The sequence below is a fragment of the Nocardioides scoriae genome (assembly GCF_900104965.1).
Lineage (GTDB): Bacteria > Actinomycetota > Actinomycetes > Propionibacteriales > Nocardioidaceae > Marmoricola > Marmoricola scoriae.
Genome location: NZ_LT629757.1, coordinates 2,690,607 through 2,712,242 on the forward strand (window position 1 = coordinate 2,690,607; position 21,636 = coordinate 2,712,242).

The window sequence follows — 21,636 nt, forward strand, 5'->3', positions numbered from 1 at the left end:
CCTCGCGTGACCTCGCGCCCCCCGCTGCTCGCCCGCGTCTCCGCCGACCGCATGCACCTCGTGCTGATGCTGGTGCTCACCTTCGGCACGGGGGTCGTCGACGCCGTCGGCTACCTCGGCCTCGACCGGGTCTTCACCGGCAACATGACCGGCAACGTGGTCATCCTCGGCATGGCCCTGGTCGGCGGCAACGGCCTCCCCGTGGTCGGTCCGCTGGTCGCGCTCGGCGGCTTCATGCTCGGCGCCGCCCTGGGCGGCCGGGTGCTCAAGGGCGCGGCCCACGCCTGGACCGGCCGCACGTCGGTGCTGCTGGCCCTCGTCGGCGTGCTGGTCCTCGGCCTGGCGGTCGCGCTGCTGCTGGTGCCCGACCCGGCCGAGCCCGTGCTGCTCTCGGTCACCGGCGTCCTCGGCGCGGCGATGGGCGTCCAGGCCGCCACCGCCCGCTTCGTCGCCGTCAAGGACGTCACCACCGTGGTGGTCACCTCCACCATCACCGGCCTGGCCGCCGACTCCGTGCTCGGCAGCGGCCGGGGCGGCGGCACCGGCCGCCGCCTCGCCGCGGTCGTGCTGATCACCCTCGGTGCCCTCAGCGGCGCGGCCCTGCTGCGCTTCGACCTCGGTCTGGGCCTCGCGCTCGGGCTGTTCGTCGAGGGCGGCCTGGTGCTGCTCGTGGTGCTGGTCGGGTGGCTGCACGCGCGGGCCAGCGCCCGGGCCGCCGCGCAGGAGACGGCCGCGGACCCGGACGTCGCCTCGGCTCAGGCGTAGGCCTTCACCGGTGGCGGGGCCAGCTCGCCGACCTTGCTGGTCCGCAGGCCCAGGCGCACCAGCTGCTCCACGGTGGTGACGGCCGCGCGGACGCCGTCGACCACCGGCACGCCCAGCTCGACCGAGAGCTCGTCGGCGAGGTCGGCCATGCCCGCACAGCCCAGCACCAGCACCTCCGAGCCGTCGGCGGCCAGCGCCCGCCGGCAGGTGTCGCGCACCCGCGCCCGGGCAGCGGGGTCGGTCTCGAGCTCGACGACGGGGACCTCGCAGGCGTGGATCCCGGCACACAGCGCGTCCACGCCGTAGGAGCGGGCGATGTCGCGCGAGTGCCCGATGGTCCGGGCCAGGGTGGTCACCACGCTGAAGGAGCGCCCGAGGTAGCCGGCCGTGCGCATCGCCGCCTCGGCGATCCCCACGACCGGGCCACGCGCCACCTCGCGACAGGCGAGCAGGGCCGGGTCGCCGAAGCAGGCGACGACGTACCCGTCGTACCCGTCGAGCTCGCCCTCCAGGACGCGGGCGACCACGCCGGGCGCGGCCATCACCTCGTCGTGGTGCGACTCGATCGAGACCGGCCCGGCCACCGGGCTGACCGCGTCGACGGTGACGCCCGGGCCGGCGACGGCCCGGGCGCACGCGCCGATCGCGGTGGTCATCGACGCCGTGGTGTTCGGGTTGACGACCAGGACCCGCATCAGTCGGAGACCCGCTGGGCCGGCACCGCGGTGGCCTCGACCTCGCCGACGCCCATCCGCCGGGCCAGCACGACGTACGTCGCGAAGCCGAGCGCGCAGCCGAGGAACCAGCTGTAGTCGGGCAGCCAGGTGACCACACCACCGAGCTTGGGGACCACGACCGAGACGATGGCCAGCACGCCGGAGACCACGACCGAGACCACGGCGGCGGGGTTGTAGCCGCGGGAGTAGTAGTAGCGCCCGCCCTCGTCGAGGGTGAACAGGTCGTCCACCACGACGTGCTGCTTGCGGATCACGTAGTAGTCGGCGATGAGGATGCCGAACAGCGGGCCGATGAGGGCGCCGAGCATGCCCAGGGTCCAGAAGATGGCGTCGGGGTTGGAGTACCAGTTCCACGGGGTCAGCAGCACCGACCCGACGGCGGCGATCATGCCGCCCATCCGCCAGCTGATCCGCTGCGGCGCGACGTTGGAGAAGTCGAAGGCCGGGCTGATGAAGTTGGCCACGATGTTGATGCCGACGGTGGCGATCACGAAGGTGAGGCCGCCGAGCAGGACCGCGGTGTAGGTGTCGATGCGCTCGACCGTGTGCACCGGGTCGGTGATGAGCTCGCCGAAGACCGGCACGGTGGCCGAGGCCGTGACGACCACGAGGACCGAGAAGAACAAGAAGTTGACCGGCAGGCCCCAGAAGTTGCCCTTCTTGACCGTCTCGAAGCTCTTGCCGTAGCGGCTGAAGTCGCCGAAGTTGAGCATCGGGCCGGAGAAGTAGGAGACCACCAGCGCGATCGCGCCGAGCATGGCCGTGATCGTCTGGCCGGTCGTGAGCGAGTCGTCGGACAGGGTGAAGCTGACGTCCCAGTCGGCCTTGACCAGCATGTAGAGGCAGACCGCGATCATCGCGACGTAGACCGCGGGCCCGCAGAAGTCGATGAACTTCCGGATCGCCTCCATGCCGCGCCAGAACACCGCCGCCTGGGCGACCCACAGGATCGCGAAGGACAGGTAGCCCAGTGCCGAGAGGCCGAGGAAGCCGTGCTGGTCGACGTCGGCCCACGGGGTCAGCCCGGGCCACAGCTTGAGGAACACGATGCTGAGCGAGCCGGCCGCCAGGAAGGTCTGCACGCCGTACCACGCGACGGCGATCAGCCCCCGGATGATCGCGGGGATGTTGGCGCCCAGGACGCCGAACGACGCGCGGCTGATGACCGGGTAGGGCACCCCCGCGACCTGGCTGGGCTTGGCGACCAGGTTGCAGAAGAACTGCACGATCAGGATGCCGACGATCAGCGAGACGAAGACCTGCCAGCTGGTCAGGCCCAGCGCGAACAGCGAGCCGGCGGTGACGTAGCCGCCGACGCTGTGCACGTCGCTCATCCAGAACGCGAAGATGTTGTACGTCGACCAGGTCTGCTCCTCGAGCGGCGCCAGGTCCTCGTTGGTCAGCCGGGGGTCGTAGGCCGGCTTGACGACGGCACCCCCGGGCGGGGCGGCTGCCGGTCGCAGCGCGGCGTCGGGCAGGACGCCGGAGAGGACTCCGGGGGCCTGCGGCCTGAGCTCGGTCATGGGTGCTCCTCGAGAGGGACGACGGACCGCGACGGCCACACCTGCCGATCGCGGGGGACCCACCTCGGGGCCCGGTGGTCGCACGCTAGGAAGCGGCTGTTTCGACTCGGCGCGCCCCGTGTGAACCCGGTGTCACGGGACGGATATACGAGCCGGTCACACCGGGCGGAACACGTCTGGATCGTCACGAAACGCCGCGATGGCCTCGCGGAGGTGACCGAAGTGGCGGCCCGACTCCGCGACCAGGGTGTCGGCGTCGCGGGCCACGAAGGCGTGCAGCATCCGGTCGTGGTCGTCGTAGAACACCGAGCGACCTCCGGCCTCGACGCGCGACATCGGGCGGGCGGGCTCGGTCATGTTCCACGCCGACTCGTACATGTGGGTCAGCCGCTGCATCCCGGCCGGCCCGATCAGCGCGACGTGGAAGCGGCGCGACTCGGCGTGGTAGCCGCGCTCGTCGCCGCTGGCCATGGCGCGTCCCATCGCGGCGTGGGTCTCGTGGACCACCACGTCGTCGGCCGCCGTCGCCCGCAGCACCGACTGCCGCAGCGCCGAGGCCTCCAGCGCCGCGCGCACGTCGTACAGCTCGGCGAACTCGGCGAAGGCGAGCTTGGCCACGGCGTACCCCACGCGCGGGACGTGCTCCACCAGCCCCTCCCCCAGGAGCACCTTGAGCGCCTCGCGCACCGGGATCGGGCTGACGCCGAAGAAGCGCGCGACCGCGTCGATCGGGATCGGCGTGCCGGGCGGCTCGTCGCCCGCGAGGATGGCGTGCCGGAGGTCCTCGACGACCGCGGGCTGCTCGCCCTCGGCGGCGGTGTTGACCAGCCGCGAGGTGAACAGCGAGCGCCTGCGGGGCGCGGTCGAGGCCATCGCGGGCGGCTCAGCCGGGGCTGCCCGAGGCCAGCACCCGGGCCGCCTCGCGCTCGGCGGCGGTGTTGGCGACGCCCGCCCGCGACCCGGCGAGCTTGGCCCGCAGGTGCTCCCCGACGGTGATCGGCTCGTACGGCGACCCCGCGCCGACGCAGGTGGGCAGCGTGGAGATGAGGGCGTCGATGTTGCCGTCGTGGAAGTACGCCGCGCTGCGCCGCCGCCGGATGGTGCCGTCGACGATCGGCGGCTTGACGCGGTGCACGGTGGAGCGCCACGCGTCGTTGGTCCAGCGCGCCATCAGGTCGCCGAGGTTGACCAGCAGCGCGCCGTCGGCCGGCAGCACGTCGTTCCAGGCCCCGTCGTGGCCCAGCACCTGCAGGCCCGCGACCTGGTCGGCCCACAGCACGGTGACGATGCCGTAGTCGGTGTGCGCGCCCATCCCGGTCAGCTCGCCGTCGAGGACGACCTCGCCGGGGTCGAGGGCGTAGTTGTTCATCCGCAGCACGTCGACGCTGTGGTCGGTGAACGCGTCGACGTACCCCTCGGGCAGCCCCAGCGCCGCCTCGAACAGCGCGGTCAGGGTGACCGCGACCCGCGAGGCCTCGTCGAAGTACGCCGAGACCGCCTCGCGGAAGCCGGGCACCTCGGGCCAGACGTTCTCCGGGTAGTCCTCGACCGGCAGGTCGAGCCCCGGGAAGTCGGAGACCGCCACGCCGACGTTGAAGGCCTCGAAGAAGTCGTGCATCCGGTTGGAGGGGGCCACACCGAGGCTGAGCGAGAGCGACTCGGTCTTCGGCGGGGAGTAGCCGCGGTTGACCTCGGGCGGGGTGCGCAGCTGCTTCTTCGCCTCCAGCGGCTGTCCGAAGAAGCCGTCGAGCGCGGCGGCGAAGTCGGTGAGCACGGCCTCGGGCACCCCGTGGCCCACCACCTGCACGAAGCCGACCGTGCGCGCCGCCTCGTCGAAGGCCTGCGCCGCCGCCTGCTTCGCGGCCTCGTCCCCCTCCTCCACCCAGGCGGACAGGTCGACGGTCGGGACGTGGAAACCGGGCGTGCTCATGGCTGCTCCTCAGCGTGGGTGTCGTCGGTCGGGCGCGTCAGGGCCAGTCTCGCCTCGACGCGGGCCCGCAGGTCGGCCCGGCCGCTGGCGTCGAGCCAGCTGGCCTCGACGCCGTTGAGCGTCAGCTGCGCGAGCTCCTCGCGCCGCCAGCCCAGGGCGTGGGCCAGCACGCGGTGGTCGTGGGTGGGGTCGGTGCCGAACATCGGCGGGTCGTCGGAGTCGATCGTCACCAGCAGCCCGGCCTCGACCATCTCGGCGATCCGGCGGTGGCTGCCGTCACCGGAACCGGAGTAGCGGCCGATGTCGGAGCTGACAGGCGTGCAGGTGAACGGCACCCGCTCCTCGACGCAGCGCGCGGTGATCTCCGGGTCGTCGACGACGTGGTAGCCGTGGTCGACCCGGTCGCAGCCCAGCTCGTCGAGCAGGGTCAGGACGTGGGCCGGCGGGCCGGACTCGGAGTGCGCCGTGCGTCGCAGCCCGGCGCGACCGGCCGCGGCGAAGGCCTCGACGAACAGGCCCGGTGGGCCCTTGACCTCCTCGTAGTCCAGGCCGACGCCCCAGACCTCGTCGCGGCGGTGGCGCACCACCTCCTCGACGAGCGAGAGCGCGTCGGCGCCGCTGCGCTCGCGGCACAGCCCCACGACCAGGCCGCTGGTGATGCCCGTGTCGGCCTGCGCGTCGCGCATGCCGGCGACCACGCCGTCGAGGATCGTCGGGTAGGCGACGCCCGGGTGACCGGGCGGGCTGAGGTGGATCTCCCGGTGGAGCACGCCGTGGGCGGCGCCGCCGTCGGTCAGCGACTCGTAGGTGATCCGGTGGAAGTCGTCCACGTCGCGCACCACCGAGCCGACCAGGTCGAGCACCCGCAGGAACTCGCCGAGGTCCTCGTAGCTGTCGTGGTCGTAGAGGTCGTCCGCGGTCCGGCCCTCCAGGCCGACGCCGTGCTTGCGGGCCAGGTCGACCACGGTGGTCGCCGCGACCGACCCGATCAGGTGGCAGTGCAGGCTGATCTTGGGCAGGGCGGCGACCAGCAGCTCCACCTCGGGGTCGTGGTCGGTCGGGCGGGAGTACGACGGGGCGTCGGTCGGGACCGTCATCGCGCCGCCCCCAGCACCCGCGCGCGCTCGGGGCCCGCAGCGGTGTTGAGCCGGCCCAGGTTGGAGCCCTCGACCTTGGCCCATACGTGCTCGTCGACGCTGACCTCGGTGTAGCGCGCGGGGTGCTCGGCGTCGACGAAGCCGGGCAGCGGCGCGACCCGGGCGTCGGCGTTGCCGTCGTGGAAGTACGCCGCCGACCGGCGCCGCAGCACCCGCCCGTCGACCACGGGCGGGGCCACGCGGTGCAGCGTCGAGGACCACTGGTCGTTGGTCAGCCGCGCGGTCAGGTCGCCGAGGTTGACCAGCAGCGCGCCCGGGTCGGGCTGCACGTCGTGCCACGCCCCGTCGCGGCCCAGCACCTGCAGGCCCGGCACCCGGTCGGCCCACAGCACGGTGAGCAGGCCGTAGTCGGTGTGCTCACCCATCCCCCGCAGGTCGCCGTCGAGCACGACGTCGGTGTCCTCGGGCAGGGCGTAGTTGATCAGGCGCATGGCGCCGATGGTGTGGTCGCTCAGCTCCTGCAGCCGGCCGCGGGCGAGGCCGAGGGCGTCCTCGGCGACGGCGACCAGGGTGGTGGCCACCCGCTCGGCCTCGCACAGGTAGGCCTCGACCCGCGCCCGGAAGCCGGGCAGGACGTCCTCGTCGGGCCAGGTGTTCTCGGCGTAGTGGCCGGCGTGCGCGGCGAGCCCCGGCACGTCCGGGTGGTCGGCCAGACCGCGGCCGACGCCGAAGGCCTCGAAGAAGTCGTTCATCCGGTTGGCCGGCTGCACCCCCAGGCTGAGGCTCTGGCTCTCCGAGCGCGGCGGGGTGTAGCCGCGGTTGAGGGCCGGGTCGACCCGCACGGCCAGCTTGGCCACCTCGTCGAGGGCGAAGAAGTCGTCGATCGCCGAGGCCAGACCGGCGATCACCTCGGCGGGGACGCCGTGGCCCTGCACCTGGACGAAGCCGACCTCGCGGCAGGCGCGGTCGAGGTCGGCGGCGACCGCGGCCCGGGCGGCGCGGCTGGCCGGGGCGACGTACGCCGCGAGGTCGACGGTGGGGACGGTGAACGTGGACATGGCTCTCCTGGGGGACGTGCTCCCGGAGGTGTCCGTGTCCCGGCGCCGGTCGACGCCATCGTGTCCGTTGGAACTGTGGGGCGAGCAGGAGCCTAGGACGGCGGTGTTACGGCTGCGTGACGTCACGGCGGTGGCCTCAGGAGCGGCCGGCCGCGTCGCCGAAGCGGCTCAGCACGACCGCCTCGACGAGCTGGGCGACCAGGTAGAGCAGCAGCGCGGTCAGCGTCACGACCACGACCAGCGCCCAGGTGCGGCCGTTCTGCGACCGACTGGCGGCCGAGACGACGGCGTACCCGATGCCCTTGCCGGTGGCCAGCCACTCCGCGAGGAGCGCCCCCGTCATGGCGCCGGGGATGGCGATCCGGACCGAGGCGAAGAAGGCCGGCAGCGCCGAGGGGAAGCCCACCTTGCGCATCACCGTGGTCGGCGAGCCGCCGTAGACGAGCACCAGGTCGCGCATCTGCGGGGTGACCGAGCGCAGCCCCAGCACGATGTTCACCAGCGCCGGGAAGAGCACCACGATCGTGCTCATCATCGCCACGATGGCGTAGCCCCGCCCGACCAGCAGGATCAGCAGGGGTGCCAGCGCGATGAGCGGCACCGTCTGCAGGATCAGCGCCACGGGCATCACGGCGCTCTCCAGGGTGCGGTAGCGGACCACCGCCACCGCCAGCAGCACCGCCGAGACCATGCCGGCCACGAAGCCGATGCCGGCGTCGACCAGCGTCTCGCGCAGCAGCACCGCGATCTCGCCCCGCAGCTCGGCCGAGTCGTCCTCGCCGAAGAGGATCGTCCAGACCTCGCCGGGACCCTTCCCGACGTACGTCGACACGTCGAAGACCCGCAGCGCGGCCACCCACAGCAGCACCACGATGCCGAGCACGAGCGCCATCGTGGCCACGGCGCCGACCACCGAGCGCAGCAGCGCCCGACCGGCCGAGCGACCCGGTCCGGGGCCTCCCGAGCCGCCGGCCGCGCCGAGGTCGGGGGCGCCGGGCAGCAGCGCGGTGCTCACGAGACCGCTCCGCGCGACCACGGCGTGACCAGCCGCGCGAGCAGCCCGAAGAACGCGAACGCGACGCCTGCGACGACCGCGCAGCCGATGCCGACGGCCCAGGCGCGCTCGACGTCGACGTTCTGCTGGGCGATCTTGAGGATGAGGGCGACACCGCGCTCGACGCCGCCGACGTACTCCCCCAGGATCGCGCCGAGGAAGGCGGCCGGGGCGGCGATCCGCAGCGCCGCGAGGATGGCCGGCAGGGCGGCCACGAGCTGCACGGTGACCAGCTGTCGGAGCCGGCCCCCGCCGTACACCTGCACGACGTCGAGGCTGGCGCGGTCGGCCGAGCGCAGGCCGAGCACGGTGCCGACGACGGTGGTGAAGAAGACCGACATCGCGGCCAGGGCGGTCGCGGTGCCCGAGCGGGTGCCCTCGTCGGGGTTGCCGATGACGATGAACAGCACGGGGGCGATCGCGACCAGCGGGATGCAGTAGCTGATGACGGCCACCTGCATGATCACCGGCTCGAGCACGGGCAGCAGCAGCACCACCGAGGACAGCACGACGGCCGCGATCGTGCCGTAGGCGAACCCGACGGCCGCCTCCTGCAGGGTCATCGAGAAGTGCAGCGCGTAGAAGGACCAGCCGTCGTCGACGGCGGAGCCGACCACGGCACCCGGCGACGGGATCCGCAGGCCCGAGAGCACCGTCAGCGTGCCCAGCCACCACAGGGCGACCAGCGCGACCAGACCGGCCAGGCTGGTGCCGAGCGAGCGGAGCGTGTCGCGGCCGGGGAGCAGGCCGCTCATCCGGACACCGGCTCGGCGGACGGCTGCTCGGGCGAGCCCGCCTGCGGGGCGCCGAAGAGCAGCTCGGAGGCACGGTCGTGCAGCGCGTGGAACTCCGGCGTGCGCATCATCTCGGGCAGCCGGGGGCGGGGCAGGTCGACGTCGATGACCTCGACCACGCGGCCCGGTCGCGCGCTCATCACCGCGACCCGGTCGGAGAGGAAGATCGCCTCGGAGATCCCGTGGGTGACCATGAGCGTGGTCGCGGGCTTCGCGGTCCAGATGCGGAGCAGCTCGACGTTGAGGCGCTGGCGGGTCATGTCGTCGAGCGCGCCGAACGGCTCGTCGAGCAGCAGCACCGAGGGCTGCACCACCAGCGCGCGGGCGATCGAGACCCGCTGGCGCATGCCGCCCGAGAGCTGGGCGGGCTTGGCCTTCTCGAAGCCCTCCAGGCCCACCAGGCGCACCAGCTCCGCGACCAGCGCGTCGTCGGGCTTGGCGCCGGACACCTCGAAGGGCAGCCGGATGTTGGACAGCACCGAGCGCCACGGGAGCAGCGCGGAGTCCTGGAAGGCGATGCCGAGGCTGTGGTCGCGGCGCAGCTCCAGCGGCGTGCGCCCCTCGACCAGGGCGGAGCCCGACGTCGGCTTCTCCAGGCCGGCCAGGATCCGCAGGATCGTCGACTTGCCGCAGCCCGAGGGGCCCAGCAGCGACAGGAAGCTGCCCTTGTCGGTGAACAGCGTCGTGTCCTGGAGGGCGGTGACGCTGCCGCGGCCGACCTTGAAGGTCTTGGTCAGGTGCTCGATGCGCACCCCGGTGCCGCGGGAGCCGGTGGCTCCCGCGGCACCGGCCGCGGCGTGGTGGTGCAGGGTGTCGGACACGGGTGAGTCCTCCGGGTAGGCGTGGCGGTCGGGTCGGGCCCGGTCAGGGGACCTCGGTCAGCTCCGGCTTGTCCTTCAGCAGCTCGTCGAGCAGCGAGAGGTCGAAGAGCTGGTCGGCCTCGATGTCGATCCCGGCCGCCTCCAGCGTCTTCATGTTGGCCTCGACGAGGTCGTCGGAGATCGTGAACAGCCCGTTGTCCTCGACCTCCGGGGTGACGATGAGGCCGCTCTGCACCTCGGCCTGCTCGGTCTCCTTGGCGAGGTCGAGGTCGAGGTCCTTGCCGTAGTCGTCGACGGCGAGCTTCGCGCCCGCGTCGGGGTCGGCCAGCGCGTCCTGCCAGCCGCGGATCTCGGCCTCGAGGAAGGCCTTCACCTTCTCCGGCTCGTCCGCGATCATCTCGTCGGTCGTGATCACGCTCTCGGCGACGAACGGCAGCCCGTTGTCGGCGAAGGGCAGGTTGGAGACCTCGTTGCCGTCCATCGAGACGGTGATGGACTCGTTGGTCAGGTAGGCCAGGAAGCCGTCGACCTCGCCGTCGACCAGCGGCGACGAGTCGTACTCCACCGGCACCTTGGTGACGTCGGACGGGTCGATCCCGTTGACCTTGAGCAGCGCGTCGAACAGCGTCTCGTTGCCGCCGGCCTGCACGCCGATCTTCTTGCCGACCAGGTCCTCGGGCGTCGTGATGTCGGCGCCGTCCTTGAGCGAGAGGATCGTGAAGGGGTTCTTCTGGAACTTGGTGCCGACGATCTTCAGCGGCGCCTCCTCCTCGGAGACGACCTGCGCCGTCGCGACCGCGTTGCTCAGGCCGAAGTCGGCGTCGCCGGTCGCGACCAGCGTCTCGATGGGGCCCGGGCCCGGGTCGAGCGCGACCTTCGAGAAGCCGGCGTCGGTGTAGTAGCCCTTGCTGTCGGCGAAGAACTCACCGGCGAACTCGGCGTTCTTGATCCACGACAGCTGCAGGGTGAGGTCGCCGAAGTCGGCCTTCTCCGAGCTGCCGGAGTCGCCGGAGGCGCTCTCCTCGGAGTCCGAGGACCCGCAGCCGGTGAGCACCAGGGCGCCGGCCGCGAGCAGACCGGTGATCGCGTGGCGACGCCCCCGGCTCGTGGTGCGGGCGGGACGGAGGGAGGGGGTCGTGCGCGACAAGTGGTGCTCCTCGACGTGGGGGCGTGGACAGGTGACCCGAGTGCGAGGAACCTAGGTCGGCCGCGTTTCGCCCCCGGATGCCCCAGGTTTCGCCGGCGTTAAGCCACCGGGTGGTCTGGTCCACGCCCCGCCCCTCGGTCCCCGAGGAACGACGAAGCCGTCCCCCGAAGGCCCCCACACCCCTCGGTCCCTGAGCAGGGCCCCCACCCCTCGGTCCCTGAGGAGGGCCGCTGGGCCCGTCTCGAAGGGCCACCTCTCGGTCCCTCAGGAACGACGAAGTCGTGTCTCGAAGGGCCCGACCACCTGGTCCGCGGATCGCACGCAACAGGTACGTACGATCCGCGGACGGGACCCACGTCGGCCCAGACTGGCGCCGGCAGGCAGGGACCAGGGCAGGCGTCGAGGTCCTGAGAACCACGACGTCGTGTCTCGAAAGAGACCACACAGTCAAGCCCCCCTCGGTCCCTGAGGAACGACGAAGTCGCGTCTCGAAGGGCCCACCCCTCGCCCCAGAACACGCTCAGACCGCCTCCCACATATCGAACACGTGATCGATATTGTCGGCGCCAAGCGCTAGGATCGGGCCATGCCCGCCACCACCGCGACCCGCCCGGCACCCACCGTGCCGCAGGCCTGTGGTGCGCCGGTCCGGGGCGCCGCAGACCAGGTCATCCACGAAGCACGCCGCGCCAGGCAGACCGCCCATGCCGCCGAGGTCCGCCAGCTCGAGCTCGCCGTCGAGTGGGCCCTGCTCCACCCCGTCCCGGATGACGGCTACGCCGCGGACTGGTCGCAGAGCGGTGGCCTCTGGGCCGAGGGATCGTCCAGGCTGGCCGGCGAGGGTGCTCCGGAGTGTGCGGAGTTCGCGCCCGTCGAGCTCGCCGCCGCCCTCGGCATCACCCTCGACGCGGGCCGGGCCCTGATCGCCGACGGCCTCGACCTGACCCACCGCCTGCCTCGCCTGTGGGCGCACCTCCAGGCCGGGCGGGTGGAGCCGTGGCGGGCACGGCGGATCGCGCAGGACTCACGCGACCTCGGCCCCGACGCCGTCGCCCACGCCGACCGGCTCATCTCCGCCACCCCCACGAGGATCAGCAAGATCGACGCCCGCCGCCTCGTCGACGAAGCCCGCCTCTACTTCGACCCCGACCGCGCGTGCGAGGACGAACGCCGCCAGCTCGCCCACCGTGGTGTGTGGCTCCGCACCGGGGCCAGCCCAGCGACGACCGACGTGCTCATGACCATGGACACCCCCGACGCGATCGCGTTCGACGACACCCTCAGCGACCTCGCCACCCAGCTCGGACGCCTCGGCGACCGCGACACCCTCGACATCCGTCGCGCCCGAGCCGCCGGACTCCTCGCCAGCCCCCAGCAAGCCCTGGACCTGTTGGCCGGCGAGACCACCGACCTCGACCACGTCCGGGGCGCGCTCGGGTCCGTCGAGCTGGTCGTCCACGTCACGCCCGCCGACCTCGCACCCGCCGACGACACCGGGGCCGGCGCCGCGACCGTCGAACGGCTCGGCGCGGTCACCACCGAGGTCCTCGCCGACTGGGTCCGCCGGACCACCGGCCGCACCGGGACCATCCGGATCCGACCCGTGCTCACCATCCCGACCAGCGACGCCGCAGCCGCCAGCGCCGGATCCGTTGCTGGCCTGACTGCTCACCGCGAAGTCGACGCCCACGACCCGCCGAGCTGGATGCGCGAGGCCGCCGTCCTGCGCGACGCCACCTGCGTCTTCCCCGGCTGCCGCCGCGACTCACGGCGCGCCGACCTCGACCACATCGAGCCCTGGGTCGCACCGGACGACGGCGGCCCTCCGGGCCAGACGCGCCTGTCGAACCTGGCGCCTTTGTGCCGGACCCACCACCGCGCCAAGACCCACACCGACTGGAGCTACGAGCGCCGACCCGACGGGTCGTACAGGTGGACCAGCCCGACCGGGCACACCCACGAGACCCGGCCCCACCCACGGCGGCCGCCCGATCGGTCGCCAGCCTCGACCGTCCCGAGCCCGCCACCGATCCCGCGGCAGCGACGACCCTGAGCACTCCGGACCCGACCAGCCCGCTGCTGGTCGGGCTACCGGCGCGCCCGGAGGGGTGCGGACCGGCCCTTCGAGACACGACTCCGTCGTTCCTCAGGGACCGAGGGGCCGCCCTCAGGGGCCAAGAGGTGCGCGGCCCTTCGAGACGGGACTTCGTCCCTCCTCAGGGACCGGAGCCGGTCGCTGGCTGAGGAGGGCCGCCCGGCCCGTCTCGAAGCCGACCGACCCTTCGAGACACGACTTCGTCGTTCCTCAGGGACCGAACGGCCTGGCCCGTCGTCCTCATGGACCGAACGGCCTGGCCCGTCGTTCCTCAGGGACCGAGGTGGGCGCGTGGAGTTAGGGGAACCTAACCTTGACCTCGTGACGACCCCTGCCGCCGCCCCGACGTCCCCGCTGCGCGCCCTCTCGAGGCGGTACGCCGGCTACCGCGCCCGGCTGGTGGCGGCGGTCGTGCTGTCGACGGTCAACAAGGTGGCCGACGTGGTGCCGGAGCTGCTCATCGGCGCGGCGGTGGACGTCGTGGTGCGCGGCGACCAGTCGTTCGTGGCCGACGTCGTGGGGGCTGAGTCGCGCTACGAGCAGCTGGTGTGGCTGGCGGTGGTCAACGCGGTGGTGTGGCTGGTCGAGTCGGCGAGCGAGTACCTCGCCGCCCTGACCTGGCGCAACCTGGCCCAGTCGATCGAGCACGACCTGCGGGTGGAGGCGTACTCCCACGTGCAGCACCTCGACGTGTCCTGGCACGAGACCCGGCCGGCGGGCACGACGCTGGCCACGCTCAACGACGACGTCAACCAGCTCGAGCGGTTCCTCGACGTCGGCGCGCCGGCGATCCTGCAGACGGTGCTCAACGTGCTCCTGGTCGGGGCCGTGTTCGCGCTGTCGTCGGTGACGCTGCTGCTGCTCGCCTTCGCCCCGATCCCGCTCATCGTGGCGGGCAGCCTGCTGTTCCAGAAGCGGCTCGACCCGCTCTACGCCCGGGTGCGCGAGACGGTGGCCGACCTGTCCGGGACGCTCAGCGCCAACCTGGGCGGCATCACCACCATCAAGGCGTTCACCGCCGAGCACCGCGAGCGGCAGCGGGTCGAGGAGGCCTCGCTGGCCTACCGCTCGGCCAACGAGGCGGCGATCCGCAGCTCGGCGGCGTTCGTGCCGCTGGTGCGGGTCGCGATCCTGGCCGGCTTCACCTGCACGCTGCTCATCGGCGGCTTCCAGGTGCTCGACGGCACCCTCGAGGTGGGGCTCTACTCGGTGCTGGTCTTCATGACCCAGCGGCTGCTGTGGCCGCTGACGGCGGTCGCGGAGGTGCTGGACCTCTACCAGCGGGGCCGTGCGTCGGCCGGCCGGATCCTGCGGCTGCTCGACGAGCCGGTCACGGTGCAGCCGGGCGAGGTGCTGCTGCACGAGCCCGCGGGCCGGATCGAGCTGCGCGGCGTCCGGGCGGGGTACGCCGACGGGCCCGACGTCCTGCACGGCATCGACCTGGTCGTCCCCGCGGGCCAGACCCACGCCGTGGTCGGGCCGACCGGCTCGGGCAAGTCGACGCTGCTGCGCCTGGTGCTGCGCTTCGAGGACACCCGGGCGGGCCAGGTCCTGCTCGACGACACCGACACCCGCGACCTCGACTGGGCGACGCTGCGCGGGGCGCTGGGCTACGTGTCGCAGGACGTCTACCTCTTCGCCGGCAGCGTCGCCGACAACATCGCCTACGGCCGCCCCGACGCGACCCGCGAGGAGGTCGAGCAGGCGGCTCGCGCGGCCGAGGCGGCCGCCTTCGTGGAGGCGATGCCGCAGGGCTACGACACCCCGGTCGGCGAGCGCGGCGTCACCCTCTCGGGCGGCCAGCGGCAGCGGCTCGCCCTGGCCCGCGCCCTGCTCCGCGACCCCGCGGTCCTGGTCCTCGACGAGGCCACCTCGGCGGTCGACAACGAGACCGAGGCCGCGATCCAGCGCTCGCTGGGGCTGGTGACCGCCGAGCGGACGGCCCTGGTGGTGGCCCACCGGCTCTCCACGGTCCGCCACGCCGACCGGATCTGGGTCCTCGACGCGGGGCGGATCAGCGAGTCGGGCACCCACGACGAGCTGGTCGCCGCCGGCGGGGCGTACGCCCAGCTGTGGGCCGTGCAGACCGGTGACCTGGAGGTCGTGCGCGCTCAGTAGTGGGTGCGCGCGGCGTCGGCCAGCCAGGCGTCGAAGGGCATGACCGCGGTGTCGAGCCGCAGCTCCTGGATCGGCAGCGGCCAGGCGTCGCGCTCCTGCCCGAAGAGGTCGTAGAAGGCACGGTCGTCGAAGCCGCCCCGGGCGGCGTCGTCGCGGTCGGCGGCGTACACGACGCGGTCCAGGCGGGCCCACAGCGCCGAGGACAGGCACAGCGGGCAGGGCTCGCACGACGTGAACAGCACGCAGCCGGCCAGGGCGAAGTCACCCCGCTCCCGGCACGCGCCGCGGATCGCGACCACCTCGGCGTGGGCGGTCGGGTCGTTGTCGCGGGTGACGCGGTTGACGCCGGTCGAGACGACCTCGCCGCCGCACACCACGAGCGCACCGAACGGCCCACCGCCCTCGGCGACGTTGCGGGTCGCGAGCGCAACCGCCTGGTCGAGCCAGCGGTGGTCTCCGGGGGTCTGCGTCATGCGTCCTCCTCCTGCAGCAGCCGCCAGAGGCGGTCGCGGCTCATCGGCAGCTCGTGGGGACGTACGCCGAGCGCGTCGCGCACCGCGTTGGCCAGGGCCGGGGCGACCGGGTTGTACGGCGCCTCGCTCATCGACTTGGCGCCGCGCACGCCCAGCTCGTCCCAGGTGTCGGCGAGCAGCACCTCGGTGGTCGGCACGTCGCCCATCTGGGGGAACCGGTAGTCGCGCAGCACCCGGCTGGTGACGTGGCCGTCGCCCCCGGGGCCGTCGTCGACCACCACCTCCTCGTAGAGCGCCGACCCGATCCCCTGGGCCACCCCGCCCTCGACCTGGCCGCGCAGCTGCTCGGGGTTGATCACCACGCCGGCGTCGGCGGCCTGGACCGAGTGCAGCACCCGGACCTCGCCGGTGCCGGGGTCGACGGCGACGACGAACCCGTGGACGTTGAAGGCGACCGAGCGCGGGGAGCCGTGGTGGGTGCCGGTGGCCGAGACCGGACCGAGCAGCGGGCCCTGCATCGGGTCGAGCAGCGAGCGCAGCGACCGGGCGGCCTGGGCCACGGCCCGGCCGGCGACCACCGAGCCGGTCGAGCCGTAGGCGCCGGTGTCGTAGCCGGTCGTGGCCGTGTCGGAGGTGCGCAGCACCACCCGGTCCACCGGCACGTCGAGCTCGGCGGCGGCGATCTGGGTGTGGACCGTTGCGGTGCCGTTGCCGAACTCCGCGCTCCCCACCGCGACCACGACCTGGCCGTCGGGGTGCATCGTCACCGTCGCCTCCGCGTGGTGGCCGCGCGGCGGGATGGTGGCGATCATCGAGGCGGCCGCCCCGGTCCCGGTCCGCCAGCCGGGGGGTGCTGCGGGCAGGTCGTCGCGGGCCAGGGACGCCTCCACGAGGTCGAGGCACTGGTCGAGGCCGTAGCTGCCGAAGACCAGGTCGGTGTCGGGCGGCCCGTTGACCACGAACCGGTCGCCGGGGACCACGACGTTGCGCCGGCGCACGTCGAACGGGCTCAGACCCAGCTCGCGGGCCAGCTCGTCGAGGGCCGACTCGATGGCGAAGACCACCTGGCCCAGGCCGTAGCCGCGGAACGCCCCCGAGGGCACGTGGTTGGTGTAGACGGCCTCGGCGTCGAGCCGCTTGTTGGCGCAGCGGTAGAGCGCGATCGACTCGTGGCAGCCGTGGAACATCACGCCCGGGGCGTGGTTGCCGTAGGCGCCGGTGTCGGTCAGGACGTCGAGCTTCATCGCGGTCAGCACGCCGTCGGCACCGGCGCCGAGCTCCACGCTCACCCGCATCGGGTGGCGGCCGGGGACGAGGGTGAACTGCTGCTCGCGGGTCAGCTCGAGCTGGACGGGCACGCCGAGGCGCAGCACCGCGAGCCCCACCAGGTCCTCGACGAGCAGCTCCTGCTTGCCCCCGAAGCCACCGCCGACCCGGGCGGCGACCACGCGCACCTGCTCGCGGCGGATCCCGAAGACGTGGGCCAGCTCGTCGCGCACCAGGAACGGCACCTGGGTGCTGCTGCGGATCACGAGCGTGCCCTGGTCGTCGAGCCAGCCGCGGGCGCCGTGGGTCTCGAGCGCGGCCTGGTTGACCCGCCCGGTGCGCCAGGTGCCGGCCACCCGGACGTGGGCGGCGGCGAGCCCGGCGGCCACGTCGCCGACCTCGCCGTGGGTCTGGGCCACGACGTTGCGCCCGGGCTCGGAGACCCGGGAGGCGACCGGGTCGAGGTCGGGGTGGAGCAGGGGCGCGCCGGGGAGGCGAGCCGCCTCGGGGTCGAGCACGACGGGCAGCTCGTCGTACTCGACCACGAGGAGGTCCAGGGCCCGCGCCGCGAGGGCGGGGGTGTCGGCGACGACGGCCGCGACCCGCTGGCCGCGGAAGCGGACCACGTCGTCGAGCATGCGGGTGTCGTCGGGGTCGTCGGTGCGCGACTCGTGGCGGGCCGTGGAGTAGCGCACGTCGGGCACGTCGCGGTGGGTCAGCACCAGGTGGACGCCGGGCAGCGCCTCGGCCCGACCGGTGTCGATGCGGGTGATGCGGGCGTGGGCGACCGGGCTCTGGAGCAGCGCCAGGTGGAGCACGCCCGCCTCGGGCTCGTCGAGGGTGAAGCGCTCCTGCCCCGACACCAGCCGCGGGCCGGCGGGGGCCGCGACCGAGCAGCCGAAGGCGCCGCCCTCGCCGGGGGCCGCGGGCTCGACGTTGGTGCGGCCCGCGAGCGCGTCGCGGATCGAGCGGTAGCCCGTGCAGCGGCACAGGTTGCCCTTGAACGCCCGGGCCAGCGCCTCGGGGTCGTCCCCGACCCGGCCCTCGTCGTCGGCGAGCGCGGCGGCGGTGGTGACGAACCCGGCCGTGCAGAAGCCGCACTGGAAGCCCTGGGCGGCGGTGAACCGCTGCTGCACCGGGTGCGGCTGCTCGGGCGTGCCGAGGCCGGCGACCGTGGTGACCTCGCGTCCCGCCGCACGGGCGGCCGGGAAGACGCACGAGTGGACCGGTCGGTCGTCGACCAGGACCGTGCAGGCGCCGCAGTCACCGGCGTCGCAGCCCTTCTTGACCTCGAGGTGGTCGTGGCGGCGCAGCCAGGTCCGCAGGCACTGGCCGGGCGCCGGGTCGCCGGGCAGGTCGGTGCCGTTGACCCGCACCGGGACGGTGCGCGCCTCGACCTCCGGGCGGTCGTCGAGCTCGGTCACGCCAGCACCTCCTCGACGGCCTCGACGGCGAGCCGGGCCGTCATGGCCGCGCGCCAGTCGGGGGCGCCGTGCGCGTCGGCGTACCAGCAGTCGAGGGCCGCGACCGCGTCGTGCAGCGCGGCCGCCCAGCCCTCGACCGGCAGGTCGAGCACGACCGGGCGGGTGGTCGCGGCGGTGACCGCGACACGCACCGCCGACCCCGAGCGGGAGCCCCGGCGGGAGGCGGTGACGACGGCGCTGGAGCGGCCGTGGGGCGCGAGCGACTGCCGCCGGAAGGCGTGCGTCGCGCCGAGGGCGGCCGCGGGCACCTCGAAGGCCCGGACCACCTCGTCGGGGGCCAGCGTGGTCGTCCGGACCCCGGTGACCAGGTCGGCCACGGGCTGGCGGCGCACGCCGTCGGAGCCGCTCCACACCACCGCGGTCGCGTCCAGCGCCACCAGCAGCGAGGTCATCGCCCCCGCCGGCAGCGCCAGGCAGACGTTGCCGCCGAGCGTGGCCAGGTGGGCGACCTTGAAGGACATCAGGAAGGCGTCGGCGCAGGCCCGCGCCAGCGGTGCCGCCGCACCGAGCACGTCGTCGGGCAGCGCGAGCAGCTCCTCGACGGTGCACGTGGCGGCCAGCTCGAGCCCCTCCCCGGTGCGGGTCCAGGGCGCCCAGCCCAGCGTGGTCAGGTCGACCAGGCCGGTGGTGCCCGGCTGGGGCTCGGAGAACAGCCAGGTGCCGCCGCCGACGACCCGCTCCCCCGGCGCCAGCCTGAGGTCGGAGCGCTGGGACGCGGAGCGCCACGAGGCCACCTCGACGAGGTCCATCACGCCTCCTCGACGCGGCGGGCCACGGCCAGCACGGTCTGCTCGAAGGCGTCGAGGCCCCGGGCGACGTCGACCTCCCGGACGTCCTCGCCGGGGTGGTGGCTGATGCCGTCGAAGCAGCGCACGAACAGCATCCCGATGTCGGCGACCGACGCCATCGCCATCGCGTCGTGACCGGCGCGGCTCCACAGCGCCATCGGGGCGGCGTCGCCGGTGCTGCGGATGCCCTCGACCACCGCCTCCTGGAGCCACGGCGCGCACGGGGCGGCCGCCGCCTCGTGGTGCTCGACGTGCTCGAAGCGCAGGCCGCGGGCGGTGCAGGCGTCCCCGATCTCGGCCTGCATCCGCAGCCACAGCGCGTCGCGCTCCTCGTCGGTCTCGGCCCGCAGGTCGAGGCTGAAGTCGGCCCGACCGGGGATCACGTTGACCGCTCCGGGCCACACCTCGATGCGGCCGACGGTGGCGATGCCGTCGCCGCCGCGCCCGATGCGCTCGATGGTCGCGATCGCCTCGCTGGCGCCGACGAGCGCGTCCCTGCGGCGGGGGTACGGCGTGCCGCCGGCGTGGCGAGCCTCCCCGATCACCGAGAGCCGGAACCGGCGGGCCCCGGCGATCGTGGTCACGTAGCCGAGCGAGGCGTCGGCCGCCTCCAGGAAGGGGCCCTGCTCGATGTGGGCCTCGAGGTAGCCCACGATCCCCTCCGGCGGCCGGGCCGCGTCGTGCACCAGCGCGGGGTCGAGGCCGAACTCGCGGAACGCGCGGTAGAGCGTGGTGCCGGTGCGGTCGCGCAGGTCCCAGTCGGCCTCGTCCCACAGCCCCGCCACGGCCTTGCTGCCGAGCAGCGCGGTGCCGAACCGGGCGCCCTCCTCGTCGCTGAAGCCGACCACCTCGAGCGCGAACGGCAGCTCGGCGACCCGGTCGCGGCCGCCGCGGGCGAGGCGCTCGACGACGGCGATCGCCATCACGACGCCGAGCATGCCGTCGTAGCTGCCCGCGTCGGGCACGGTGTCGAGGTGGGAGCCCAGCACCAGGGCCGGCAGCCCGGGCTCGCGGCCCTCGCGACGGCCCCAGACGTTGCCGGCCGCGTCCTGCCAGGTCCGCAGCCCCGCCTCGCGCATCCAGTGGGCGGCGCGGGCGTTGGCGGCGGCGTGCTCGGGGGTGAGGTAGACCCGCTCCAGGCCGCGGCTGGAGGAGGAGAACGCGTCGAGCTCGGCGCAGCGGGCCAGCACGGCCGCGGCGGTGGTGCCGTCGAGCGCGGGGGCGTCGTGGGCGGTGCGGGTGAGCGTCATGCGGCGTACACCTCGAGGGCGGCGCCGACCCCGCCACCGGCCGTGACCGGGGCGCCCCCGGCGCGCAGCACCTGCTCCAGGGCCGCCAGCGTCGTCAGCACGGCGTCGCGCCGGGCGTTGTGGCCCATGGTCCCGATCCGCCACACCTTGCCGTGGAGCGGGCCGAAGGACGTGCCGATCTCGATGCCGTAGTCGTGGAGCACGGCCGCGCGCGCCGCGTCGCCGTCGATCCCGTCGGGGATGTGCACCGCGACGACGTTGGTCATCTTGTGGGCGACGTCGCCGAAGACCTCCAGCCCCAGGCCCCGCACGCCGGCGAGCATCGCGCCGCCGTGGAGCCGGTGCCGCGCGACGGCGGCGTCCAGCCCCTCCTCGAGCAGGATCCGGGCGCACTCGCGGGCGCCGTACAGCATGGTGGTGGCCTCGGTGTGGTGGTTGAGGCGCCGCGGCCCCCAGTAGTCCATGACCATGGCGAGGTCGAGGTAGTTCGACGCGATCCGCACGCCGCGCTCGACGTCGCCGGCCTCGCGCACGCCCGCCTCGACGTGCTTGCGGCCCTCGATGACCTCGACGGCGCGCGGACCGATCGTGATCGGGGCGCTTCCCGAGGGGCCGCCCAGGCACTTCTGCAGGCCGGCGGTGACGACGTCGACCTCCCAGGCGTCGGTCTCGAACGGGTTGCCGCCGAGGCTGGCGGTGGCGTCGCAGTAGAGCAGCACGTCGTGGCGCCGGCAGATCTCGCCGAGGTCCTCCAGCGGCTGGCACATCGTGGTCGAGGTGTCGCCCTGCACGACGGCGAGCACCTTGGGCCGCACGTCGCGCACGGCCTGCTCGACGACCTCCGGCGCGAACACCTCGCCCCACGGCACCTCGATGGTGTGCACCTTCGCCCCGCAGCGCTCGGCGATCTCGGTCAGCAGGTGGCCGAAGCGTCCGAAGACCGGGACCAGCACGCTGTCGCCGGGCTCGAGCAGGCTGACCAGGGCCGCCTCGATCCCGGCGCGGGAGGTGCCGTCGACGACGAACGTCTGCTCGTTGGTCGTGCGGAAGACCCCGCGGTAGAGCTCCGAGGTCTCGCTCATCGTGGTCGTCATCCAGGGGTCGTACTGCCCGACGAGCTGGCTCGACATCGCCCGCAGCACCCGCGGGTCGGCGTTGATGGGACCCGGCCCCATGAGCAGCCGCGGGGGCGGGTCGACAGGTCGTGCGATCGGTGAGGACGTCACCCGGCGCACG

18 protein-coding genes are annotated in these 21,636 nt (G+C 73.7%); 3 read left to right on the forward strand and 15 right to left on the reverse strand.

Features of this window, described 5'->3' with window-relative positions:
- Positions 1-6: 6 nt before the first annotated feature.
- A complete protein-coding gene (locus BLU55_RS12845) occupies positions 7-765 on the forward strand; it encodes a DUF1275 family protein (protein WP_231916863.1) in 759 nt (252 codons plus the stop codon).
- Here BLU55_RS12845 and BLU55_RS12850 read toward each other — a convergent pair.
- The 10 genes from BLU55_RS12850 to BLU55_RS12895 all read right to left on the reverse strand — a co-directional run bounded on the left by BLU55_RS12850 (position 756) and on the right by BLU55_RS12895 (position 10,926).
- A complete protein-coding gene (locus tag BLU55_RS12850; RefSeq protein ID WP_091730333.1) occupies positions 756-1,460 on the reverse strand; it encodes an aspartate/glutamate racemase family protein in 705 nt (234 codons plus the stop codon). The genes BLU55_RS12845 and BLU55_RS12850 overlap by 10 nt on opposite strands.
- Positions 1,460-3,025: an NCS1 family nucleobase:cation symporter-1 gene (locus BLU55_RS12855; protein ID WP_091730336.1), complete on the reverse strand. Its 1,566-nt coding sequence runs from the start codon at positions 3,023-3,025 to the stop codon at positions 1,460-1,462. The genes BLU55_RS12850 and BLU55_RS12855 overlap by 1 nt, the downstream gene beginning before the upstream one ends.
- A 156-nt stretch (positions 3,026-3,181) precedes the next feature.
- Positions 3,182-3,898, reverse strand: coding sequence for a GntR family transcriptional regulator (locus tag BLU55_RS12860; RefSeq protein WP_091730339.1), 717 nt, complete (start codon positions 3,896-3,898; stop codon positions 3,182-3,184).
- Between the two features lie 10 nt (positions 3,899-3,908).
- A complete protein-coding gene (locus tag BLU55_RS12865) occupies positions 3,909-4,955 on the reverse strand; it encodes an isopenicillin N synthase family dioxygenase (protein WP_091730342.1) in 1,047 nt (348 codons plus the stop codon).
- Positions 4,952-6,052 (reverse strand): adenosine deaminase, encoded by a 1,101-nt coding sequence (add, locus tag BLU55_RS12870; protein ID WP_091730344.1) that lies wholly within the window; start codon positions 6,050-6,052, stop codon positions 4,952-4,954. The genes BLU55_RS12865 and add overlap by 4 nt, the downstream gene beginning before the upstream one ends.
- Entirely contained in the window at positions 6,049-7,110 is a 1,062-nt protein-coding gene (locus BLU55_RS12875; RefSeq protein WP_091730347.1) for an isopenicillin N synthase family dioxygenase, read from the reverse strand. Before BLU55_RS12875 ends, add begins: the two co-directional genes overlap by 4 nt.
- 136 nt (positions 7,111-7,246) lie before the next feature.
- A complete protein-coding gene (locus tag BLU55_RS12880) occupies positions 7,247-8,125 on the reverse strand; it encodes an ABC transporter permease (RefSeq protein WP_197680983.1) in 879 nt (292 codons plus the stop codon).
- Positions 8,122-8,919 carry an ABC transporter permease gene (locus BLU55_RS12885; protein ID WP_091730349.1) on the reverse strand — a complete coding sequence of 266 codons (798 nt, stop codon included), beginning with the start codon at positions 8,917-8,919 and terminating at the stop codon, positions 8,122-8,124. Before BLU55_RS12885 ends, BLU55_RS12880 begins: the two co-directional genes overlap by 4 nt.
- Entirely contained in the window at positions 8,916-9,779 is an 864-nt protein-coding gene (locus BLU55_RS12890) for an ABC transporter ATP-binding protein (protein WP_197680984.1), read from the reverse strand. Before BLU55_RS12890 ends, BLU55_RS12885 begins: the two co-directional genes overlap by 4 nt.
- Before the next feature lie 43 nt (positions 9,780-9,822).
- Positions 9,823-10,926 (reverse strand): ABC transporter substrate-binding protein, encoded by a 1,104-nt coding sequence (locus BLU55_RS12895; RefSeq protein WP_197680985.1) that lies wholly within the window; start codon positions 10,924-10,926, stop codon positions 9,823-9,825.
- A 586-nt stretch (positions 10,927-11,512) separates the two neighbouring features.
- Between BLU55_RS12895 and BLU55_RS12900 the strand changes: the two genes are divergently transcribed.
- Positions 11,513-12,979, forward strand: a complete 1,467-nt coding sequence (locus BLU55_RS12900; protein WP_091730352.1) for an HNH endonuclease signature motif containing protein — start codon at positions 11,513-11,515, stop codon at positions 12,977-12,979.
- A 363-nt stretch (positions 12,980-13,342) separates the two neighbouring features.
- Entirely contained in the window at positions 13,343-15,139 is a 1,797-nt protein-coding gene (locus BLU55_RS12905) for an ABC transporter ATP-binding protein (RefSeq protein WP_091730356.1), read from the forward strand.
- On the opposite strand, the gene BLU55_RS12910 is transcribed toward BLU55_RS12905, so the two are convergent.
- The 5 genes from BLU55_RS12910 to BLU55_RS12930 are packed head-to-tail and all read right to left on the reverse strand — an operon-like array spanning position 15,133 to position 21,626.
- Positions 15,133-15,612 (reverse strand): nucleoside deaminase, encoded by a 480-nt coding sequence (locus tag BLU55_RS12910; protein WP_091730358.1) that lies wholly within the window; start codon positions 15,610-15,612, stop codon positions 15,133-15,135. The genes BLU55_RS12905 and BLU55_RS12910 overlap by 7 nt on opposite strands.
- Positions 15,609-18,302, reverse strand: coding sequence for a molybdopterin-dependent oxidoreductase (locus BLU55_RS12915; RefSeq protein ID WP_231916865.1), 2,694 nt, complete (start codon positions 18,300-18,302; stop codon positions 15,609-15,611). Before BLU55_RS12915 ends, BLU55_RS12910 begins: the two co-directional genes overlap by 4 nt.
- A complete protein-coding gene (locus BLU55_RS12920; RefSeq protein WP_091730361.1) occupies positions 18,299-19,111 on the reverse strand; it encodes an FAD binding domain-containing protein in 813 nt (270 codons plus the stop codon). Before BLU55_RS12920 ends, BLU55_RS12915 begins: the two co-directional genes overlap by 4 nt.
- A complete protein-coding gene (locus BLU55_RS12925; RefSeq protein WP_091730362.1) occupies positions 19,111-20,400 on the reverse strand; it encodes an allantoate amidohydrolase in 1,290 nt (429 codons plus the stop codon). Before BLU55_RS12925 ends, BLU55_RS12920 begins: the two co-directional genes overlap by 1 nt.
- The gene (locus BLU55_RS12930; protein ID WP_231916866.1) at positions 20,397-21,626 is read right to left on the reverse strand and encodes a pyridoxal-phosphate-dependent aminotransferase family protein; all 1,230 of its coding nucleotides are present in this window, start codon (positions 21,624-21,626) and stop codon (positions 20,397-20,399) included. Before BLU55_RS12930 ends, BLU55_RS12925 begins: the two co-directional genes overlap by 4 nt.
- Positions 21,627-21,636 lie beyond the last annotated feature (10 nt).